Annotated in this window: 19 protein-coding genes; 14 read left to right on the top strand and 5 right to left on the bottom strand. The window is 47.9% G+C overall.

All coding sequences use genetic code 11. The features are described from left to right. The first annotated feature begins 66 nt into the window (after positions 1–66). The 4 genes from KNO91_RS11915 to KNO91_RS11900 are packed head-to-tail and all read left to right on the top strand — an operon-like array spanning position 67 to position 4,152. Positions 67–312 carry an acyl carrier protein gene (locus tag KNO91_RS11915; protein WP_214795803.1) on the top strand — a complete coding sequence of 82 codons (246 nt, stop codon included), beginning with the start codon at positions 67–69 and terminating at the stop codon, positions 310–312. Further along, positions 309–1,715 carry an AMP-binding protein gene (locus tag KNO91_RS11910; RefSeq protein ID WP_214818148.1) on the top strand — a complete coding sequence of 469 codons (1,407 nt, stop codon included), beginning with the start codon at positions 309–311 and terminating at the stop codon, positions 1,713–1,715. Before KNO91_RS11915 ends, KNO91_RS11910 begins: the two co-directional genes overlap by 4 nt. A 49-nt stretch (positions 1,716–1,764) precedes the next feature. After that, a complete protein-coding gene (locus KNO91_RS11905; protein ID WP_214795807.1) occupies positions 1,765–3,216 on the top strand; it encodes an MBOAT family O-acyltransferase in 1,452 nt (483 codons plus the stop codon). 21 nt (positions 3,217–3,237) lie between these two features. Further along, positions 3,238–4,152, top strand: a complete 915-nt coding sequence (locus KNO91_RS11900) for a hypothetical protein (protein ID WP_214795809.1) — start codon at positions 3,238–3,240, stop codon at positions 4,150–4,152. Positions 4,153–4,160: 8 nt separating this feature from the next. On the opposite strand, the gene KNO91_RS11895 is transcribed toward KNO91_RS11900, so the two are convergent. Next, positions 4,161–4,319, bottom strand: a complete 159-nt coding sequence (locus tag KNO91_RS11895) for a hypothetical protein (RefSeq protein ID WP_214818144.1) — start codon at positions 4,317–4,319, stop codon at positions 4,161–4,163. A 172-nt stretch (positions 4,320–4,491) separates the two neighbouring features. Between KNO91_RS11895 and KNO91_RS11890 the strand changes: the two genes are divergently transcribed. After that, the gene (locus KNO91_RS11890; protein ID WP_214796183.1) at positions 4,492–4,986 is read left to right on the top strand and encodes a peptide-methionine (S)-S-oxide reductase; all 495 of its coding nucleotides are present in this window, start codon (positions 4,492–4,494) and stop codon (positions 4,984–4,986) included. Positions 4,987–5,005: 19 nt separating this feature from the next. Here KNO91_RS11890 and KNO91_RS11885 read toward each other — a convergent pair whose 3' ends face one another. Both KNO91_RS11885 and KNO91_RS11880 read right to left on the bottom strand, forming a co-directional pair. After that, positions 5,006–5,248, bottom strand: coding sequence for a hypothetical protein (locus KNO91_RS11885; RefSeq protein WP_214795813.1), 243 nt, complete (start codon positions 5,246–5,248; stop codon positions 5,006–5,008). 20 nt (positions 5,249–5,268) lie between these two features. After that, entirely contained in the window at positions 5,269–5,901 is a 633-nt protein-coding gene (locus KNO91_RS11880; protein WP_214818141.1) for an HNH endonuclease family protein, read from the bottom strand. 281 nt (positions 5,902–6,182) lie between these two features. Between KNO91_RS11880 and KNO91_RS11875 the strand changes: the two genes are divergently transcribed. The 3 genes from KNO91_RS11875 (at position 6,183) to KNO91_RS11865 (ending at position 9,083) form a co-directional block, all read left to right on the top strand. Next, on the top strand, positions 6,183–7,376 hold the full coding sequence (locus KNO91_RS11875) for a DUF4317 domain-containing protein (RefSeq protein ID WP_214795816.1): 1,194 nt from the start codon (positions 6,183–6,185) through the stop codon (positions 7,374–7,376). 14 nt (positions 7,377–7,390) lie between these two features. After that, positions 7,391–7,819 carry a hypothetical protein gene (locus KNO91_RS11870; protein WP_214818139.1) on the top strand — a complete coding sequence of 143 codons (429 nt, stop codon included), beginning with the start codon at positions 7,391–7,393 and terminating at the stop codon, positions 7,817–7,819. 181 nt (positions 7,820–8,000) lie between these two features. Further along, positions 8,001–9,083, top strand: coding sequence for a prenyltransferase/squalene oxidase repeat-containing protein (locus KNO91_RS11865; RefSeq protein ID WP_214795820.1), 1,083 nt, complete (start codon positions 8,001–8,003; stop codon positions 9,081–9,083). A 54-nt stretch (positions 9,084–9,137) separates the two neighbouring features. On the opposite strand, the gene KNO91_RS11860 is transcribed toward KNO91_RS11865, so the two are convergent. Both KNO91_RS11860 and KNO91_RS11855 read right to left on the bottom strand, forming a co-directional pair. Further along, a complete protein-coding gene (locus KNO91_RS11860; protein WP_214795822.1) occupies positions 9,138–10,583 on the bottom strand; it encodes a DEAD/DEAH box helicase in 1,446 nt (481 codons plus the stop codon). A 109-nt stretch (positions 10,584–10,692) separates the two neighbouring features. After that, entirely contained in the window at positions 10,693–11,064 is a 372-nt protein-coding gene (locus tag KNO91_RS11855) for a hypothetical protein (RefSeq protein WP_214818137.1), read from the bottom strand. A 119-nt stretch (positions 11,065–11,183) separates the two neighbouring features. Here KNO91_RS11855 and KNO91_RS11850 point away from each other — a divergent pair, with 119 nt between their 5' ends. From KNO91_RS11850 to KNO91_RS11825, 6 genes are all read left to right on the top strand, one after another. Next, entirely contained in the window at positions 11,184–12,260 is a 1,077-nt protein-coding gene (locus KNO91_RS11850) for an alpha/beta hydrolase (protein ID WP_214818135.1), read from the top strand. Then, on the top strand, positions 12,257–15,031 hold the full coding sequence (locus KNO91_RS11845) for a glycoside hydrolase family 3 C-terminal domain-containing protein (protein WP_214818134.1): 2,775 nt from the start codon (positions 12,257–12,259) through the stop codon (positions 15,029–15,031). The genes KNO91_RS11850 and KNO91_RS11845 overlap by 4 nt, the downstream gene beginning before the upstream one ends. A gap of 136 nt (positions 15,032–15,167) precedes the next feature. Continuing rightward, positions 15,168–16,538: an alkaline phosphatase gene (locus KNO91_RS11840; RefSeq protein WP_214818133.1), complete on the top strand. Its 1,371-nt coding sequence runs from the start codon at positions 15,168–15,170 to the stop codon at positions 16,536–16,538. 108 nt (positions 16,539–16,646) lie between these two features. After that, complete coding sequence (locus KNO91_RS11835) at positions 16,647–17,312, top strand: HAD family hydrolase (RefSeq protein WP_214818132.1); 666 nt, start codon at positions 16,647–16,649, stop codon at positions 17,310–17,312. A 61-nt stretch (positions 17,313–17,373) separates the two neighbouring features. Further along, positions 17,374–17,868, top strand: a complete 495-nt coding sequence (locus KNO91_RS11830) for an LURP-one-related/scramblase family protein (RefSeq protein WP_214795838.1) — start codon at positions 17,374–17,376, stop codon at positions 17,866–17,868. A 13-nt stretch (positions 17,869–17,881) separates the two neighbouring features. Further along, positions 17,882–18,424: an NUDIX hydrolase gene (locus KNO91_RS11825; protein ID WP_214795840.1), complete on the top strand. Its 543-nt coding sequence runs from the start codon at positions 17,882–17,884 to the stop codon at positions 18,422–18,424. Positions 18,425–18,473 lie beyond the last annotated feature (49 nt).

Below are 18,473 nucleotides of genomic sequence, written 5' to 3'. Positions count from 1 at the left end.
ATCATTATCAGTCAATAATAATAGATGAAATCGAACCGTTGGAGTGAACGTGAAAGGATGAATACAATGAGCACGCTTGAAGCATATAACATGGCATTTAAAAACGGATTGGAATTAGAGGACGATGTGGTTCTCGAGGACATGAAGCTCGGAGAATCGACGGAATGGGATTCGATTGGACACATGACGCTCATCGCAGAAATCGAGGATGCGTTTGACGTCTATATCGACTCGGATGAAATGACGGAGTTCCATTCGTATCAGTCTGGCATCGCGTTGCTGCAGCGCCTCGGTGTGGACATTAAATCATGACACTTTTTCAAACACTCGAGCAGTACACGGATCGTGAGGCGGTCTATGCGGACCGTTCTTACACATACGGTGAGATGTTAGAGGTTGGGGACTCGATTTGTCAGGAAGTCGGCGAACGGTCGCTCGTCTTCTGTCTTTGTGCCAACCGAATCGAGTCGCTCTTCGGGTATATCGGTTTCATTCGGGGACGCGTCGTACCTGTCTTGTTGGACGCGGACATCCCGACTGAGCAATTGCAGAAGTTGATGGATCGGTATGAACCAACGCACGTATGGGCTCCTGAGACGAGGGACGATTTGGCGAACTCGTTGAATGCTTACTACGGTTACGGCGGCTACGCCTTGTTTGAAACAGGAGCACCAGTTCACCATGAACTTCATGATGAATTGGCCCTTCTGTTGACGACTTCAGGGAGTACCGGAAGTCCGAAATTTGTCCGCCTCACGTATAAGAATCTATCAGCGAACGCCACATCGATCATCGACTATCTCGACATCGATCAAACGGATAAACCGATCACGACCCTTCCGATGAACTATTCATATGGGCTCTCCATCATTAACAGTCATCTGTTGAAAGGGGCGACCATTATTCTGACAGACCGCTCGCTCGTTCAAAAAGAGTTTTGGGAGTTATGTCGTACCGAGCAGGCGACGACGTTCGGTGGGGTCCCGTTTCATTATGAGATGTTGAAACGGTTGAATTTTGAGACGTATGAACTTCCTAGTTTGAAGAAGTTGACGCAAGCTGGTGGGAAGTTAGATTCGAAGCTCGCACAGCACTTCGTGACGGTGTGTGAAGAAAAAGGGATACAATTTTTCATCATGTACGGTCAGACGGAAGCAACGGCCCGGATGTCGTATTTGCCGGATCGGATGCATGCGGAAAAAGCGGGGAGTATCGGCATCGCCATCCCAGGTGGGGCGCTCTCATTACGAGACGAGGCCGGAAACGACATCAAAGATGCGAACGTGACGGGCGAATTGGTGTATCAAGGCGACAACGTGTCGTTCGGATACGCGACCTCGTTGGCCGATCTTGAGAAAGGTGACGACCATCAAGGTGTCTTGCGTACGGGTGACATGGCATATCGCGATGAGGATGGATACTACTTCATCGTCGGCCGAATCAAGCGCATGATTAAACTATATGGGAGTCGAATCAGCTTAGACGAAGTCGAGGCTCTCCTTCGAGAGCAAGGACACGACTGCGTTTGCGCTGGCGAAGACGACCAACTATACGTGTATACGTTACAGGATGACGTGGCGCAAATTAAAAAAATCATCAAAGATCAAATCAAGGTGAAAGGTGTTCGGGTAATGCAGATTGACGAGATTCCACGCAATTCGTTCGGAAAGATTCGTTATGCCGCATTGCCGAAGCGAGAACTTGTGACCACCTGATTGTCAGGAATCGGTACATCGTCAAGTTTCATAACATCAGGTGGTAAATATGACTTTTATTTCGGTTGAATTTCTCTTATTTTTAACAATCATTGTCGGAACGTACTACGTGGTCCCACATCGTTTCCGATGGATGCTCCTCCTCTTGGCGAGCTATGTCTTTTACGCCACGTTGAGCGTCCAATTCATTCCGCTTCTGTTGATCAGTACCGCCTTCACTTATGTGATTGGGATTCTGATTGAGAAGCAAGAAAAGAAAGAACAGAAGAAGCGGCTCATGTGGGTCGGTGTCTCGGTTCTCGTCTTCTTCCTCGGATGGTTCAAATATTTTAATTTCGTCAATGATTCGCTCCGTTCGTTCGCCGCATGGAGCGGATTTGATTATGATGTGCCGTACAAAGAAATCGTCTTGCCGTTGGCCATCTCGTTCTATACGTTCCAAGCCATCAGTTATGTCGTGGACGTCTCGCGAGGGAAGCAAAAAGCAGAGCGTCATTACGGCTATTTCTCGGTCTATTTCGCCTTCTTCCCGCAACTCGTGGCGGGGCCGATTGAGCGGGCGAAAAAGCTGCTTCCGCAACTGAAGACGGAACAACATCTCGATTACGACAATATCAGCTATGGGATTCAGCGTATCATTTGGGGATTCTTCAAGAAGACGTTGATTGCTGACCGATTGGCTCCGATTGTCGCAAGTGTGTTCAATAGCCCGGACCCGACCGGTTCAGAGATCGTCCTCGCGACGATGCTGTTCTCGATTCAATTATTCGCCGACTTCTCGGCGTGCAGTGATATCGCCATCGGTTGTGCAAGATTGCTCGGGATTCGGTTATCAGAAAACTTCAAGCAGCCACACTTCGCTGTATCGATTGCCGACTTCTGGAATCGTTGGCACATCACACTCTCGATGTGGTTACGGGATTATATTTTCATGCCGCTCGCGAAAGGGAAGAAGAAGCGCGAACAGATTTACGGTGCCATCCTTGCGACGTTTTTAGTGAGTGGCATTTGGCACGGTGCTGCATGGAACTTTGTCTTATGGGGACTCATTCATGGGATCTATCGTGTGTTCGGAGACCATACGAAACAGCAGCGTGAAAAAATGGCATCGTTGGTTGGGTTTGACCGCGTGCCGACACTGCATCGGTGGTGGAAAATCGCCATCACGTTCCAGCTCGTCTGCTTCTCTCGCGTCTTCTTTCAATCGCATTCGATGGCAGAGGCGTTCTCGCATGCCAAATTGTACGTGACGCCTACTTCATGGGCACTGTCAGGCATGATGCAGGCGATTCAAATGTTCTCGTTACTCGATTTGATTATCTTCCTCGTCGTCTTTGTCGTCGTTCACTTGTTCCAACATATTGAACGGACGAAAGGTTCGGCTTGGGATTGGATGGCACGTCAGTCTGCCGTGACGAGCGTGGCCATCAACTTGTTCTTGATTGTCTCGGCCTTCTTGTTTGGCGTGTCGGGGCAAGGATTTGTATACGGTGGGTTTTAAGATGCAAGGAAAGGAATTAGCATGAAGCGTTTAGGAATTAAAATCGTCGTTGTGTTACTCGTGATTATCGCCATCTTTATTCCCGTCAACGAGTTCGTGAAAGACTCGTGGGAGTACAATAACAATCGGGCCGTCCTAGCGTTTAAAGAAGACCCTCATCCTGTCGATATCATCAATTTGGGTACGTCTCATGCGATGTATGGGTATTATTTTAAACCGACCGGATTGTCGCATCTCGACTTGGCGTTACCGAGTCAACCGATTGAATATGACTTGAAGATGTTAAAAGAATACGATAAACACTTGAAACCAGGTGGGGTCGTGATTGTGTCCCTATCTCAAATCACATTCAGCAACTCAGATGTCGGTCGGAAGGCAAATTATTATCGTGTTTTGGACCGTGAAGACATCGAGCCGGTCAGCCTGTTTCAATATTATACGCATGAAGAGTTCCCTGCACTGAATAGTGGCAGTGCTTATGCCGCTATTTCCCGGGAAATCCGCGATTTTCGATTTGATGCGCACAAGCCATGGGAGAATGGCGGACTGAACTATTCCGAGCGTAAGTATGAGGAAGTGGCTGCCCAATATGAGAATGCTGTGAACAATCATGAGATTGAAAAGAACATGACGCATTTAAAAGACATCATCGACTATTGTGAGCAAAAAGGATATCGCGTTGTCTTGGCGATGGAGCCGGTACATGCGTCATATCATACGTATTTTGATGAAGAAGTCATGGAACGTCTCGTGTTTCAGCACCTAAAGAAGCTTGATTTAGATGTTCCGTTCCTCAATTATATGGGGGATGAACGATTCATTCATGAGCAGTCGTTCTTCCATAACCCGGACCATTTGAACGGTGATGGGCGGACGCTGTTGTCTTCGCTCGTTTATGAAGATTTGAAGCGATTGGGATATGTTCAAGAAAAATGATTTCGTATTCAATCAAAAAGGATACCCGCGAACGTCCATAATATCACTAGCATCGACAGAAACGAGACGAATACCGTCTTATTCGATACCCGTTGCTCCGCAAAGCGTCGAAATAGTCGTTCGAGGATGGTTTGACCTACAACGACCGCTAAAAAGATGATTGCCATTTCAGCGAATAGAGAAAAGTCGTTGCGAAAAATAAAGGTCATGGCAACAAAGAGGATGATGGAGCTGGTCAATGTGGTGAGAAAACGTTGTTTATTCAATCGAATCTCTCCCTTCTCTCATCATTACGTGTATGCTTTTAGAAAAGATTCAAATAGACGGGGAGTGATTCACATCGAAACGATCTATTTAGCCGGCGGATGCCTATGGGGTGTCCAGGAATTCGTGAAGACGTTACCTGGCGTTTTCTCAACCGAAGCGGGACGCGCGAACGGAACGACCGATACGTTAGACGGAGAGTATGACGGATACGTCGAATGTGTCAAAACAACGTTTGATCCAGAGTGTGTGAAGGTAGATGAATTGATGCACTATTTATTTGAAATCATCGACCCATATAGCGTCAATCAACAAGGAATCGATGTCGGGGAGAAGTATCGTACGGGCGTATACAGTGAGGAGTCACGGCACTTGATGGAGGCACAAGCGTTTATCGATCGACGCTCGGATGCGGAACGGATTGCCGTTGAAGTAAAACCGCTCACCAACTATGTGCGGAGTGCGGACGAGCATCAGGACCGATTGACGCGTTGTCCGGATGATTATTGTCACATCCCGAAAGACTTGTTAATGAAATATCGGAAAGACGAAACATCGCCAACCCCTTGATTCGGAGTTGGCGATGTTTTTACGTCCGCTCGAGAATGTTCACGAGCATCTGATGGATGACGTCATGATCGTTCGGGTCATGCAGTTGATATGGACTCCCCGGGAGCGTATACACATCTTTCGCTCCGACATATGTGATGTGGAGTGTCAAGGAACCATCTTCCTGACACGCCGTCGTCAATTCCAAGTCACCACTGATGACACCGACTTCTTCCGTCATAACACCGTGGGTTGCCTTAAAAATTGAAGTGATTTCGTTCATTGGAAGACTCCTTTTCTAACTTAATAAATACAAGCGTTGATGGCTGTCGTGAGTGCTGACTTCTCTGAAGATTGAAGGCTCAAGCCCCAACGACTCTTCGTCTCGACCCACATCTTCGCATACGCACAGCGAGCACCCGTGCGAGGGGGTTGCCATGTCGATGGATCTTGGTCTCCTTTTGAGCGGTTCGATGAAGCAGACACCGCAATCAATTGAGGACCGTTCAAGTCGTTCGCAAAGCTTTGACGTTTTGTCGTCGTCCAGCTGCTTGCACCAGAACGCCACGCTTCGGCGAGCGGGACGACGTGATCGATATCGAGGTCAGATGCTGACGTGAACGTGATCCCGTCATAGTAACTGTACCATGAGCCGGTCGTTACCGGACATTCATCGACGACCGAGTCAGCGTCCCGTTTCAAGACGATGTGACGCGTGTTACAACCGCTTCCTTGACTCGACCAGTGCGGGAAGAGGTCACGACTATACCCCGTCATTGACCCTTCATTTTTGACAGTAAGTGCATTCAGTTTCGTGAGCGCATCCGCTTTCGATGGAATGTTCGGCGGGAAAGCAGATACCGGTGTGGCGTCAAATGACGCGGCCACCCAAACAAGCAATGTGACGAGTGCGACAGACATGAGTTTCTTCAACATATAAAGCCTCCTACTATGTATTTGGAATGAACACTTGTCGAAGCAAGTGGGCAACCTTTCATCAACCAAAAAGTGAGACAAACATCACGCAATAAATTCAACTTGATCATACACAGGACGATTTTGAAAAAGTGTGAAAATCTGCAAAATGATTAGAAAGACTATCGCAAATCCTTCTCTAGCATTAATGGATAATTCGGTGTTATTTCTTTGGAACTAGTGAGCGATCAGGACTGGTATAATGAATGACATGGATTGAGAGAAAAGAAGAGGTGGATGCAATGAACAAGAAAGAGATTGCGGCGATTCGTCGACAGTTTAAAGTGAATGCGACCAAATTAAAGATTGCTGACTTATATACGATTTACATCCGACAGGAAACGAATGAGATTTATTATGAAGAGTTGCGTCCGTTCCCGTTCTTAGAAGAAGAGCAGCAGGAGCTGTTTTTGACGAACTTCAAAAAAGTGCTCGGTGGAAAACTCGATGAAAAACTGTTCGAAGTGAAGTTCCAATATCCCGAGGAAGGTCAGGTCGACCATACGCAAGGATTGCTATATGAAGGACTTCGTACGGAAGAGACCGACGTATGGACGGACTACATGCAGCGCATCGCGTTGAAGATGGTGAAAGACACGCCATTTGAAAAAGACATGGTCGTGACGTTCATCCGAGGGAATTACAATAAGCCGACGAACCGATATTCGGAAGAGTCTGAGATTCACGCGAACGATGAAGTGTATACGACGAAATTCATCCTCGGCAGCATCAGCCCGACAGAACTTCCGAAAAAATCACTCGTCTTCGACTTCGTCGAGCGTGAATTTAAAGCCAGTCTGATTGTGAATCCAATCATCAAACTCGAGGCTCCAATCGGCGGCTTCTTGTTCCCATGCTTCACGGATAACGCAGCCGATGTGAATCATGTCCTCTATTCGGCGCAAAAAGCGCATCAACCGGATATGACGTTCATCGAGAAAGTGCTGAACGGTTCGGAAATCGTTACAGCAGTGGAAGAGAAGGCGGTCTTTGAAGAAGTGGTCAAAGCGGTCATCGGGGAAGAGGTCAATTCTCGGACGCTTGCGACCGTTTACGATGAGATCAATCAAATCATTGTCGCGGAAGAAGAGAATGAACAGGAAGAAGAGAGGGTAGCGATGCTCGATTCCCGTGCCGTCGAAGTCGTCTTACGAGCGAGCGGCGTGGAAGATGTGACGACAGAGAAAGTCGAGCAGGCGTTCAAGCAAGTCGTCGATGACACGAAATATGAGATGAAAGCGACGAGCGTCGTTCCGAAATATACGTCGAAATCGATTAAAATCAATACGAAAGTCGCCAATATTTCTGTCAGTCCACAAGATTTAAAATACGTGAAGCAAGTGAACTATAAAGGGAAACCATGTTTGTTGATTGAAGTGGAAGAAGAGACGGAGATTGAAGGCTTCAAACTCATCTCTGAAGAGTCGCTAGACTGACTGGAGGAAAATTGATGCATCCGCTCGAGTTGATTGACCTGTTAGTTGTGTTCGCCATCGTGATTGTATTGGCTTTGCTGTCGTTTCAATTTCATGGGAAATGGCGAAGGCGTATACGGATTGTGACGGTATGTTGTGTATTGGCGTACGGAATATTCTATGCAGTTCGTCCCTACTGGGTGAATCATCAGGTGCAGGAAGAAAAAATAGTGCTCGAAGCGTATCTCAAGAATCGATATCCGACCGAAACCATCACCGTCCGCTCGATTCCTTATGGGAAGGACGGTTTTGAGAGTATGAACCCTCGTACGTTGTTCGTGACCTTCTCTAGTGAACCGGATGCTGAGTACACTTATCTCGTGAGCAGTGATGAATCAATACATCAAACGAGCCACAGTTCAACCATCGACTCAAAATTTGATTTTCTCCACTTGGAAGACTGAGCCCAAACGACAGATTGGGCTCTTTTTTGACAATCGAGTGAGGAAGGTTGAAATTTATAAGTGTAATGGGTATGATGCATGTGAAAGCGTTTTCTATAAGTTAAAATATATCTTTGAAAACGTGTATTTTTTTTACGATTCAACGAAAGCGCTTTCGATAATGATATAAGGAGGCTTATCTATGTTGAAAATGAAGAATGCATTACTTGTTTTACTGAGTTTCATCGTGATTTTTTCAGCCCCGTCGTCATCGTTAGCGGTAACAGATACATCAACTGCTTCAAATAAGGCGTATAACTGGTTAAAGAGTCAACAATGTACAACTGGTTTAGTCGACAGTTTCTCAGATGCTCAACAAATCTCTTATACATATGATCAAGCGGTAGCAGCTATCGCTTTCTTAGTGAAAGGAGATACCGCGAGCGCTAAATCGGTCTTAGATACATTGAAGAATTTACAGACTGCTCAAGGTTCATGGTATACGGCATACTACTGCAATAACTTGTCTGTCCAAGAATTCAATCAACATGTCGGTCCTGTTTTATGGGTCGTGATGGCGATTGCCAAGTATGAAGTAGATACAGGGGATACGGTGACCTATCGTGATATGGCCATTCGTGCCATTGATTGGTCACTTCAGTTCCAACAAGCAGATGGTGGAATCAATGGTGGGCTCGACACAACAGGTAGTGTATTGACATGGGCTTCAACTGAGCATAACCAAGATGCTTACGCTATGCTCAAGCACTATGGCTACACGCAAGAAGCTACAAACGTTAAATCGTTTTTAGACACGAAAGTATGGCAAGAGGCAGAAGGATTCTTCTGGGCAGGTCGAAATGATCCGAACAATCCAATGGACACGAATGCTTGGGGTGTTCAAGCGCTTGGAACAACTGGTACACATCAATACGATCGTGGGTTGGACTATGTAATGAATCAACATCGCAACACACAAACGAAGCGTGTAAAAGGTAGCTCAATCACCATCAATGGTTTTGATTTTAACGGCGATAAAAACGATGTTTGGTTTGAAGGTCAAGGACAGATGGTCGTTTCATTTAAAATGGCAGGAAGAACTGCTGACGCTGACTATTTCCTAAATGAGATCATCAAGATTCAGGATTTCTACGGAACAGGTGGCGTTCCGTATTCGCTTCTTGGTACGAATAATGGATATTGGACAATGAAAAGTGTGGAGTCTGTATCAGGAACAGGTTGGTTAATTTATGCGATTGAAGGATTCAATCCTTTCCAACCATAAGGACATAAGAAAAGGACCTTGGAGTCATATCGACTTTAAGGTCCTTACACATGATTATTTACGAGCTTTGCTCACTTTTAATTTCTTCCCTTTGACAGGCGTTGTCTCCATCGCTTGAAGGACGATTGAGCCTTTTCCGTTGAGGATATCGACATACGTCATCTGGTCATTGATTGTGATGATGCCGATGTCGTCAGCGGATACGCCAGGAATTTTGGCAATCGTTCCAACGAAGTCGACAGCACGAAGTTTTTTCTTCTTCCCGCCACTGAAGTGGAGCTTCATGATGTCCTGGTTGATGCGAGCCGTCTTGTTGTTTCGAACGACGCGTCGTCCGCTCAACTTTTGCTCAAAGGCATCCTGGTTCGCCGCGACTTCTGCTTCAGTCGGAGCATCGATCATCGGGATCTCGAATTGAACGTATGATTCGATGGCTCCGATGAGGCGTTCTTCCTGACGAGTCATGAGCGTAATCGCCGTTCCTTGTTTACCGGCACGTCCTGTACGACCCGTACGGTGCACGTAGCTTTCTTTTTCGACGGGAACATCATAGTTGATGACGAGTTCGACGTTATCGACATCGATTCCGCGCGCTGCGACGTCTGTCGCAACGAGGTAGCGGAAGTTACCCATTTTGAAGCCGTTCATGACGGCGAAACGGTCCTCTTGTTCGAGTCCGCCGTGGAGTCGTTCAGCCGAATAGCCTGCTTTGTCGAGCTCGGCGTACACTGTATCGACGTTCTCTTTCGTCCGGCAGAAAATCATACAGCTGTCCGGGTTCTCGACGACCGTGATGTCTTGAAGGACAGCAAGTTTCTCGTTCCGGTGAACTGGGAGGAGGCGGTGTTCAATCGTAGAGGCCGTCATGCCAGTCGACTCGATGGCAACACGTGCAGGAGCATTCATATGCTTTTGGCAGAGACGTTCGATATCTTGTGGGAATGTCGCTGAGAAGACCATCGTCACGCGCTCATTTGGCAACTGTTGAAGAATCTTCTCGACGTCAGCGAGGAATCCGCGGTTGAGCATCTCGTCCGCCTCATCGATGATCAAGTATTCGATTCGGTCGAGTGAGAGGGTCTCGCGCTCGATGTGGTCCATGACCCGTCCAGGTGTACCGACAACGATATGTGTCTTTTGTTTCAACTCTTCACGCTGTTTCGAGAACGGCTCTTTCCCGTAGACGGCAGTCGCTTTGATTCGCTTGAAACGTCCGATGTTCGTCATGTCTTCTCGGACTTGAACAGCGAGTTCGCGTGTCGGCGTCAAGACGAGCACTTGCGGTTTGTTTTCGGCCCAGTCGATGAGCTCGATGACCGGAATCCCGAAAGCAGCTGTCTTTCCGCTTCCCGTCTGTGCTTTGACGATTAAGTCTTCGCGCTCGAGCGCACGTGGGATGACCTGTTGTTGTACTTCGGTCGGTGATTCGTATTTCATAATGCCTAACGCACGAGTAATCTCGTCGCTCAGGCGATAATCAGTAAATTGCTGTTTGTTCATGGGTAACCTCATTCTTTCGTGAAAACTTCTGCTTCAGAAAATTTCAATGTCTATTTGCAATACAGTCCATTATAGACCGAAAGGCGGTAGGAAAGCGAATGAGAATCCATTATCCGAAGTCAGGCAGCGTCGGATCGGGTTGAATCACATAAAAAATAAACTGGTCATGAACATCTTCTAGCTGTTCGATCAGCTCTTCATTTTGTTGTTGATACGCTTTAAGCAATTGAGGGCATATGTAATGGACCGTTCCATCTTCGCGAGCCAGGCTAGCGGTCTCTGCGGCATCATATTGTAAAACTAACGGTTGTTGGCATGCCGTGCAGCAACCAATTTCCGTGTTGTGAAACCCGATTTTTGCTCCCTCGATGAAACAAGCATCGCAATAATGCTTGATGGGATCACCGAAATGACCGAGTTCATCTGTATGGATGACTTCATGTTCGTTCAATGATTTGTTGCAGCTGACGCAGTTATACATCAATAACACTCCTTTAGTGATCTGTTCCAACAACGTATCACGCGATGAGCTGATGTACAACTTTATCCATAAACAATATTTTCATAGGTTTGAGTTATTGATTGAAAGGAGCTTACATAGTGGGACATAGCTATGAACATCTCATACATTCTCTAAGTAAATATCAACAACATACGAGTGCAAATCATCTCGAAACCATCATCAAATCCATTCCAGATTCAGACCGTACTGGCGACCTCGATCCACGCGTGTTCGCGACACTGACCACGAATCATGCTTCAGATGACGAACCGGATGGCGAATTTAATCTCGAGGCGGCACGTGCCAGCATGGGGTGGCCGAACCGGGATCAGACGACGACCGATATTGAAACCGAATATATAAAGATTTCAAGTGAAGATGGAGACATCCCGGCCCGTCTGTATCGCCCGCATCATACCGAACCAGTCCCGGCGATTCTCTTCTTTCACGGGGGCGGTTTTTTCGGAGGGACGCTCGAGACGGTCGAGAATCCATGTAAGTTGCTGGCGGAACGGGCGAACGCGGTCGTCATCTCCGTCGATTATCGTCTCGCCCCGGAGCATCCATTCCCGGCCGGATTGAACGATTGTTATCACGCCTTTGAATGGGTGTATGACAATGCGAGTGAGTTGAACATCCTGAAAGATCGAATCGGCGTCGCCGGTGACAGTGCCGGTGGCAACTTGGCGACCGCTTGCTGTCTGATGGAGCAAGAGCGAGGGGGAGAGCGCATTTGTTATCAAGCACTCGTCTATCCGGTCGTCAATCTGGGGTCGATTCCGACAGATGATTTTGAATGGACGCTCGATGCGTATGATATTTCACATCATCACGACTTGATTCGAGGTGTCGTGCTCGCGCTCGCCGACGCGGACTCATTTTTCAATGACCTCTATCTTCAAGGAAAGGCGGATGTCACACACCCGCTCGTCTCGCCGTTGTTGGCAGAGGACGTCGCGACTTTACCGCCAGCCTTGATTGTGACGGCTGAGTACGATTACTTACGACTTGAAGGGGAAGCGTATGCGCGAAAGCTATCAGGAGCGGGTGTCCCGACACGCCTCATTCAATATCGGGGTATGGATCATGCCTTCATGGATAAATTGGGCGATTATCCACAAGCAGAAGATTGTATGAATGAAATCGCAATAGGATTAAAGGAGCTGACGAAATGAAACAGTATACATTGGATTGGAAACGTTATGAGGAATTGGCACGTCAAGCGGTCGCGGAAGGCGTCGTGTTAGTCAAAAACGAACAGAAGACTCTCCCGCTGCAGCCTGAAACGAAGCTCGCCGTATTTGGACGTAGCCAGTTCCATTACTATAAGAGCGGTACGGGCTCGGGTGGGATGGTAAACGTCGGTCACGTTACGACGCCGCTCGAGGCGTTACGTGAACGCACGGACATTCATATCAATGAATCGCTCTATTCGACGTATGAGGCATGGGTGAAAGAGAATCCGTTCGACCAAGGTGTCGGTTGGGCAGGTGAACCGTGGTCGCAACAGGAGATGGACGTAACGGACGAACTCGTTGAACAGACGGCACAAGAATCGGATATTGCGCTCATCATGATTGGACGCACGGCAGGAGAAGATCGTGACAACACGGCCGACCCAGGCAGTTACTTATTGACGGATATCGAACACGCGATGATCGAGCGCGTCACGAAACGCTTCCAAAAGACAGTTGTCGTGTTGAATGTCGGGAACATCATCGACATGAAATGGGCAAATGAGCCGAGTGCGATCCTCTATGCATGGCAAGGTGGGATGGAAGGTGGAAAAGGACTTGTCGACGTGCTCGTCGGAGATGTGAGTCCTTCCGGGAAACTGACGGATACGATTGCTCGCTCGATTGAGGATTATCCGTCGACAAAGAACTTCGGTCATGCAGACAAAGGCATTTATCAAGAAGACATCTATGTCGGTTATCGCTACTTCGAGACGTTCGCGAAGGATGATGTTTTATACCCATTCGGTTTCGGTCTGTCTTACACGACGTTCAAAACGGAGGTCAAACAGACTCAAGAAGTCGATGGCATCCTAACGGTTGATGTGGAGGTGACGAACACGGGTGACTGTGACGGGAAAGAAGTCGTTCAGCTCTATGTCGAGAAACCGCAAGGGAAGCTTGGGAACCCGCTCCGGTCATTGGTGGCGTTTGAGAAAACATTGCTCCTTGAACCCGGCGAGCGCCAAACCCTTTCTTTCAACGTTCACATGACTGACTTTGCGAGCTATGACGACTCAGGCGTGACGGGTCATGAATCGAGCTTCGTCCTAGAGGCAGGAACGTATCGGTTATACGTCGGAACGGATGTGCGTTCGGCTTCACTCGCTCTCGAAGTCGAGCAACGGGAGCAACGTGTCCTCGAGACGTTAAGTGAAAACATGGCGCCTGTCCTCCCGTTTGAACGGATGAGACCGATTCAAGGAGAACAAGGAATTGAAGTGGGCTACGAATCGACACCGCTTCGTGCCGTTGATGTTGAGACACGTTATTTGGAAGAACGTCCTGAGACGCGACCGTTCACAGATGACCAAGGCATCAAATTGAGTGATGTGTACCATGGAAAGGCGTCTCTCGACACATTCTTGGATCAATTGACGGATGAGGATTTGGCTACGATTGTCCGCGGACAAGGGATGAACTCACCACGTGTCACACCGGGGACGGCAGCTGCGTTTGGTGGCGTATCCGATCGATTGAACGAACTCGAGATTCCAGCGGCATGTTGTGCCGACGGTCCGTCAGGCATCCGTATGGATATCGGGACAAAGGCGTTCGCGCTTCCGAATGGGACGCTTTTGGCTTCCACGTTTAACGTCGACCTCGTCGAAGACTTGTTTGAGATGACTGGGCTTGAGATGCGTAAAAACCGGGTCGATACGTTGCTCGGACCAGGGATGAACATTCACCGTAACCCGTTGAATGGTCGAAACTTCGAGTATTTCTCAGAAGATCCGCATTTGACTGGAAAGATGGCGGTCGCTCAACTGAACGGCATGCATCGTGTCGGGGTGACGGGAACACTCAAGCACTTCAGTGCCAATAACCAAGAGGCGCATCGTCACGATATCGATTCGGTCGTCTCGGAGCGGGCGTTACGCGAGATTTATTTGAAAGGGTTCGAGATGGCGGTGAAAGAAGGACGCGCATCGTCCATCATGACGACATATGGTGCGGTCAACGGGATCTGGACGGCAGGATTATACGACCAAAACACGCGTATCTTACGTGACGAGTGGGGCTTTGAAGGCATCGTCATGACAGACTGGTGGGCAAAAGTGAACTTCCGTGAGGATGAGTCGGCCAACCGTCAAAATACGGCAGCGATGGTTCGCTCGCAAAACGACTTGTACATGGTCGTCGACCGTCCGGACCTCAACTCATTCGAGGACAATACCATGGCATCGCTCGAAGAGGGAATCGTCACACGGGGTGAGTTGTTGCGGAGCGCGCGGAACATTTGTTTATTCATCTTGAAATCACCGGCGATGGAGCGTCTTCTCGGAATTCATGATGGTTCGGTCGAGGTGCTCGGATTTGAAGATGAGACGAATCAACAAGACACATTCGAGTTGGACTATCAACATCTCGAGAACGGGGAGCGCGTCGATTTGTCAGGAATCGACACATCGACAGGCAGCACGCACGTCTTCGCCATCTCGGTCGACCAGACCGGAACGTATGACATCACGTTGACTGCTCGTTCGAACGCGGGAGAGTTGGCGCAGATGCCGGTGACGTTGTTTGCGAACAATATCCCGGGTGCGACGTTCACGTTTAACGGGACGGACGGAGAATGGGTGACGCAGACGAAGCAGGTCTTCTTCTTGAACCAGCATAACTATCTCCAACTCTATTTCGCATTGAGCGGACTAGAAGTAAAGTACGTGTCCTTCACCCTTGCAGATGAATTTAGTATGAAGAACGGCTGATCGATTCAAGGACGTCTCAATGAGGCGTCCTTTCTCTATTTACAAAAACCATACAGACCTGTATTCGTTCTGAAAATATATCTTTACAATCGTCCGTTACGCTACAGAAGTAGCAAACATTCGGGAGGGTTTACAGATGAAAAAGACAATGAAGAAGTTCGTTCCACTCGCGGTCGTTTCGACGCTTGCACTTGGGGGAATCGTTGGAGTTCAGCAACAAAATGAAGCAGAAGCCGCGAAAGATTCAAAGAATCATAAGGCGAAAAACGTCATCTTTATGATCGGGGACGGGATGGGCGTGCCTTACACGACAGCGCTTCGTTACATGAACGACAATGAAGAGACGGTGGAGATGGAGCCGACAGCCTTCGATTCACATTTGGTGGGCATGCAATCGACATATCCTGAGGACGAAGAGGAAAACGTAACAGACTCGGCAGCAGCAGCGACGGCGATGAGTTCTGGCGTCAAGACATACAACAACGCGATTGCCGTCGATAACGACAAAACAGACGTGAAAACGGTACTCGAACAAGCCAAAGAGAACGGCATGTCGACAGGACTTGTCGCCACGTCAGAAATCACGCATGCGACACCGGCATCTTACGGGGCACACGAAGAGCAGCGTAAGAGTGAAAATGCCATCGCTAATGATTATTATGATGACTTGATTAATGGAGAACATAAAGTAGACGTCATGCTTGGAGGCGGAACGAAATTCTTCGAACGCGCAGACCGGAATATCACCAAGCAGTTCCAAGAAGACGGCTACAGTTACGTCACGTCTGCAGAAGAAATGAAGCAAGACAATAACGAGCAAGTGCTTGGTCTCTTCGCAGAAGTTGGCATGGATAAGATGATTGATCGTGACGAGGAGCAACCGAGTCTTGCGGACATGACGACATCAGCGCTTAACCGTTTGAAAGGGAACGACGATGGTTTCTTCCTCATGGTAGAAGGAAGCCAAATCGACTGGGCTGGACATGACAACGACGTCGTCGGTGCGATGAGTGAAATGAAGGATTTTGAGCAGGCGTTCGAGGTCGTTCGTGACTTCGCCAAAGAGAACGGTGAGACGTTGGTCGTCGTGACAGCGGACCACTCGACGGGCGGTATTTCTATCGGAGCGGATGGGAACTACAACTGGGATCCGACACCGATTCAAGCAGCGAAACGTACACCAGACTTCATGGCGAAAGAAATTGAAGGTGGAGCGGATGTGGAAGCTGTCTTACGTGAGAACATTGACTTGGAATTAACATCTGAAGAGATTGCTTCTGTGAAGAAAGCGGCTGAGACGAATGATGTGACGGAAATCGACAACGCCATCGAGAAAATCTTCGATCAGCGTTCAGGCACGGGCTGGACGACGGACGGTCACACAGGTGACGACGTACCGGTATATGCGTTCGGGCCACAACAAGAAAAGTTCGCCGGTATGAGCGACAACACGGATCAGGCGAAACGGATCTTCAACTTGTTGAAGAATAAAGGGAAGATTAAATAAGTAAGAATATACGCTAAGACTACGTGGGATTTCCCGCGTAGTCTTTTTTTACGAAACAGTCGTATGATAGACAGACAAGCGATGATTCAATCAACGAGGGGGAAACAGATGAAACACGCAGTGATTTTTGACATGGACGGAACATTGTTTCGGACAGATTTGATTTTAGAGTTGGCGTTGGATGAAACGTTTGAGTATCTACGAAAAAATGGCGAATGGGATGGGCCGACACCGATTGATCAATATCGGAACATCATGGGCGTACCGTTACCCGTCGTATGGGAGACACTGCTTCCGCAACACGGGGTACAGGTTAGAGAGGAGACGGACGTCTATTTCTTACGACGACTCATCGAAAACATTGAAAACGGGAATGGAGCATTATATCCGGGGGTACTCGAGCTGTTTGAACAATTGAAGCAGATGGGACATCCGATTTTCATTGCCAGCAATGGTTTGGTGGACTATTTGCAAGCCATCGTCACGCACTATGAATTGGATCGTTGGATCACAGAAACATATAGCATTCAACAAATCGATACGTTGGATAAGGGCGATTTGGTGGCTGAAATCGTGAAGAAGTATAAACTACAGAACGGCTTCGTGGTAGGTGACCGATTATCGGATATCATGGCTGCACGAGTGAACGGACTGACGTCGATCGGCTGTCGTTTTGATTTTGCACAAGAAGCGGAATTAAAAGAAGCGGACTATATTGCGAATCACTTGTCGGATGTACTTAAACTTGTATCAAAGGAGACAGTTTCGCGATAAGTGAATCGATTTCGAAGTTGGACTCGTACGTAAAGGACTACAAAAAATCGGAGGGATCATCATGCATACGCTCTACATGAAACAAAAAGTGTTAAGCTTACGCGGGCGCTTTACCATCAAGGATGCGGACGGACATGACAAATATTTCATCGAAGGTAGCTTTATGAAGTTTCCAAAGTCATTTGAAATCAAAGATACGAACGATCAGACGGTCACAACAATCACGAAAAAGACGTTCAGTTTCTTGCCAAAGTTTTTTGTGGAAGTGGATGGCACAGATATGATGACCATCTCGAAAGAATTTTCATTCTTTAAACCGAAATATTCGATCGATGCGGCCAGGATTGATGTCCAAGGGGATTGGTGGGACATGGATTTTGACGTGACGAAGAACGGACAATCCATCGGAAGTGTGCAGAAGAAATGGTTCTCGTGGGGAGACAGTTACGAGATTCGTGTCGAAGAACCGGAGATGGAACATTTGCTCATCTCCATCGTCGTAGCCATCGATTGCGCGAAAGCCGATCAAGCAGCGGCATCAAGTGCAGCAACATAAGGGAGAGTATCTAATGGAATTTTGGGATGTTTATACGGTCGACCGTGAAAAGACGGGCCGCACATGGCAACGAGGAAGTCGATTGCCAGAAAACGAGTATCATCTTGTCATCCACGTATGTATCTTTAACCAGAAGGGCGAAATGCTGATTCAACAGCGCCAACCGTTCAAGGATGGTTGGGCCAACATGTGGGATATCACGGTCGGAGGAAGTGCGACTGTAGGGGATACAAGTCAGCAAGCCGCGATGCGTGAGCTCGAAGAAGAGATTGGGCTCAAGCTTGATCTATCTCAGACACGACCGCATCTGACGGTCAATTTTGACGAAGGATTTGACGATATTTACCTCGTTGAAGCGGAAGTGGATTTGAATGAGTTGACGCTACAGGAATCTGAAGTGCAGGCTGTGAAATGGGCGGATGAGGCGACAATTCTTCAAATGATTCGACAGCATGAGTTCATTCCATACCATGAACCGATGATTCCGTTGCTGTTTGCGATGCGAGGGCAATGGGGAGGAATCAATCATAAAGCTGCAGTGAAAGTGGATTCTTAAATGTGGGAAGCATCGACGTGAGTCGGTGCTTTTTTTTATGTCATTTTGA

The organism is Exiguobacterium sp. s59, from assembly GCF_018617475.1.
Taxonomy (GTDB): Bacteria; Bacillota; Bacilli; order Exiguobacteriales; family Exiguobacteriaceae; genus Exiguobacterium; species Exiguobacterium aestuarii.
This window is presented reverse-complemented; position numbering and strand designations above follow the sequence as displayed.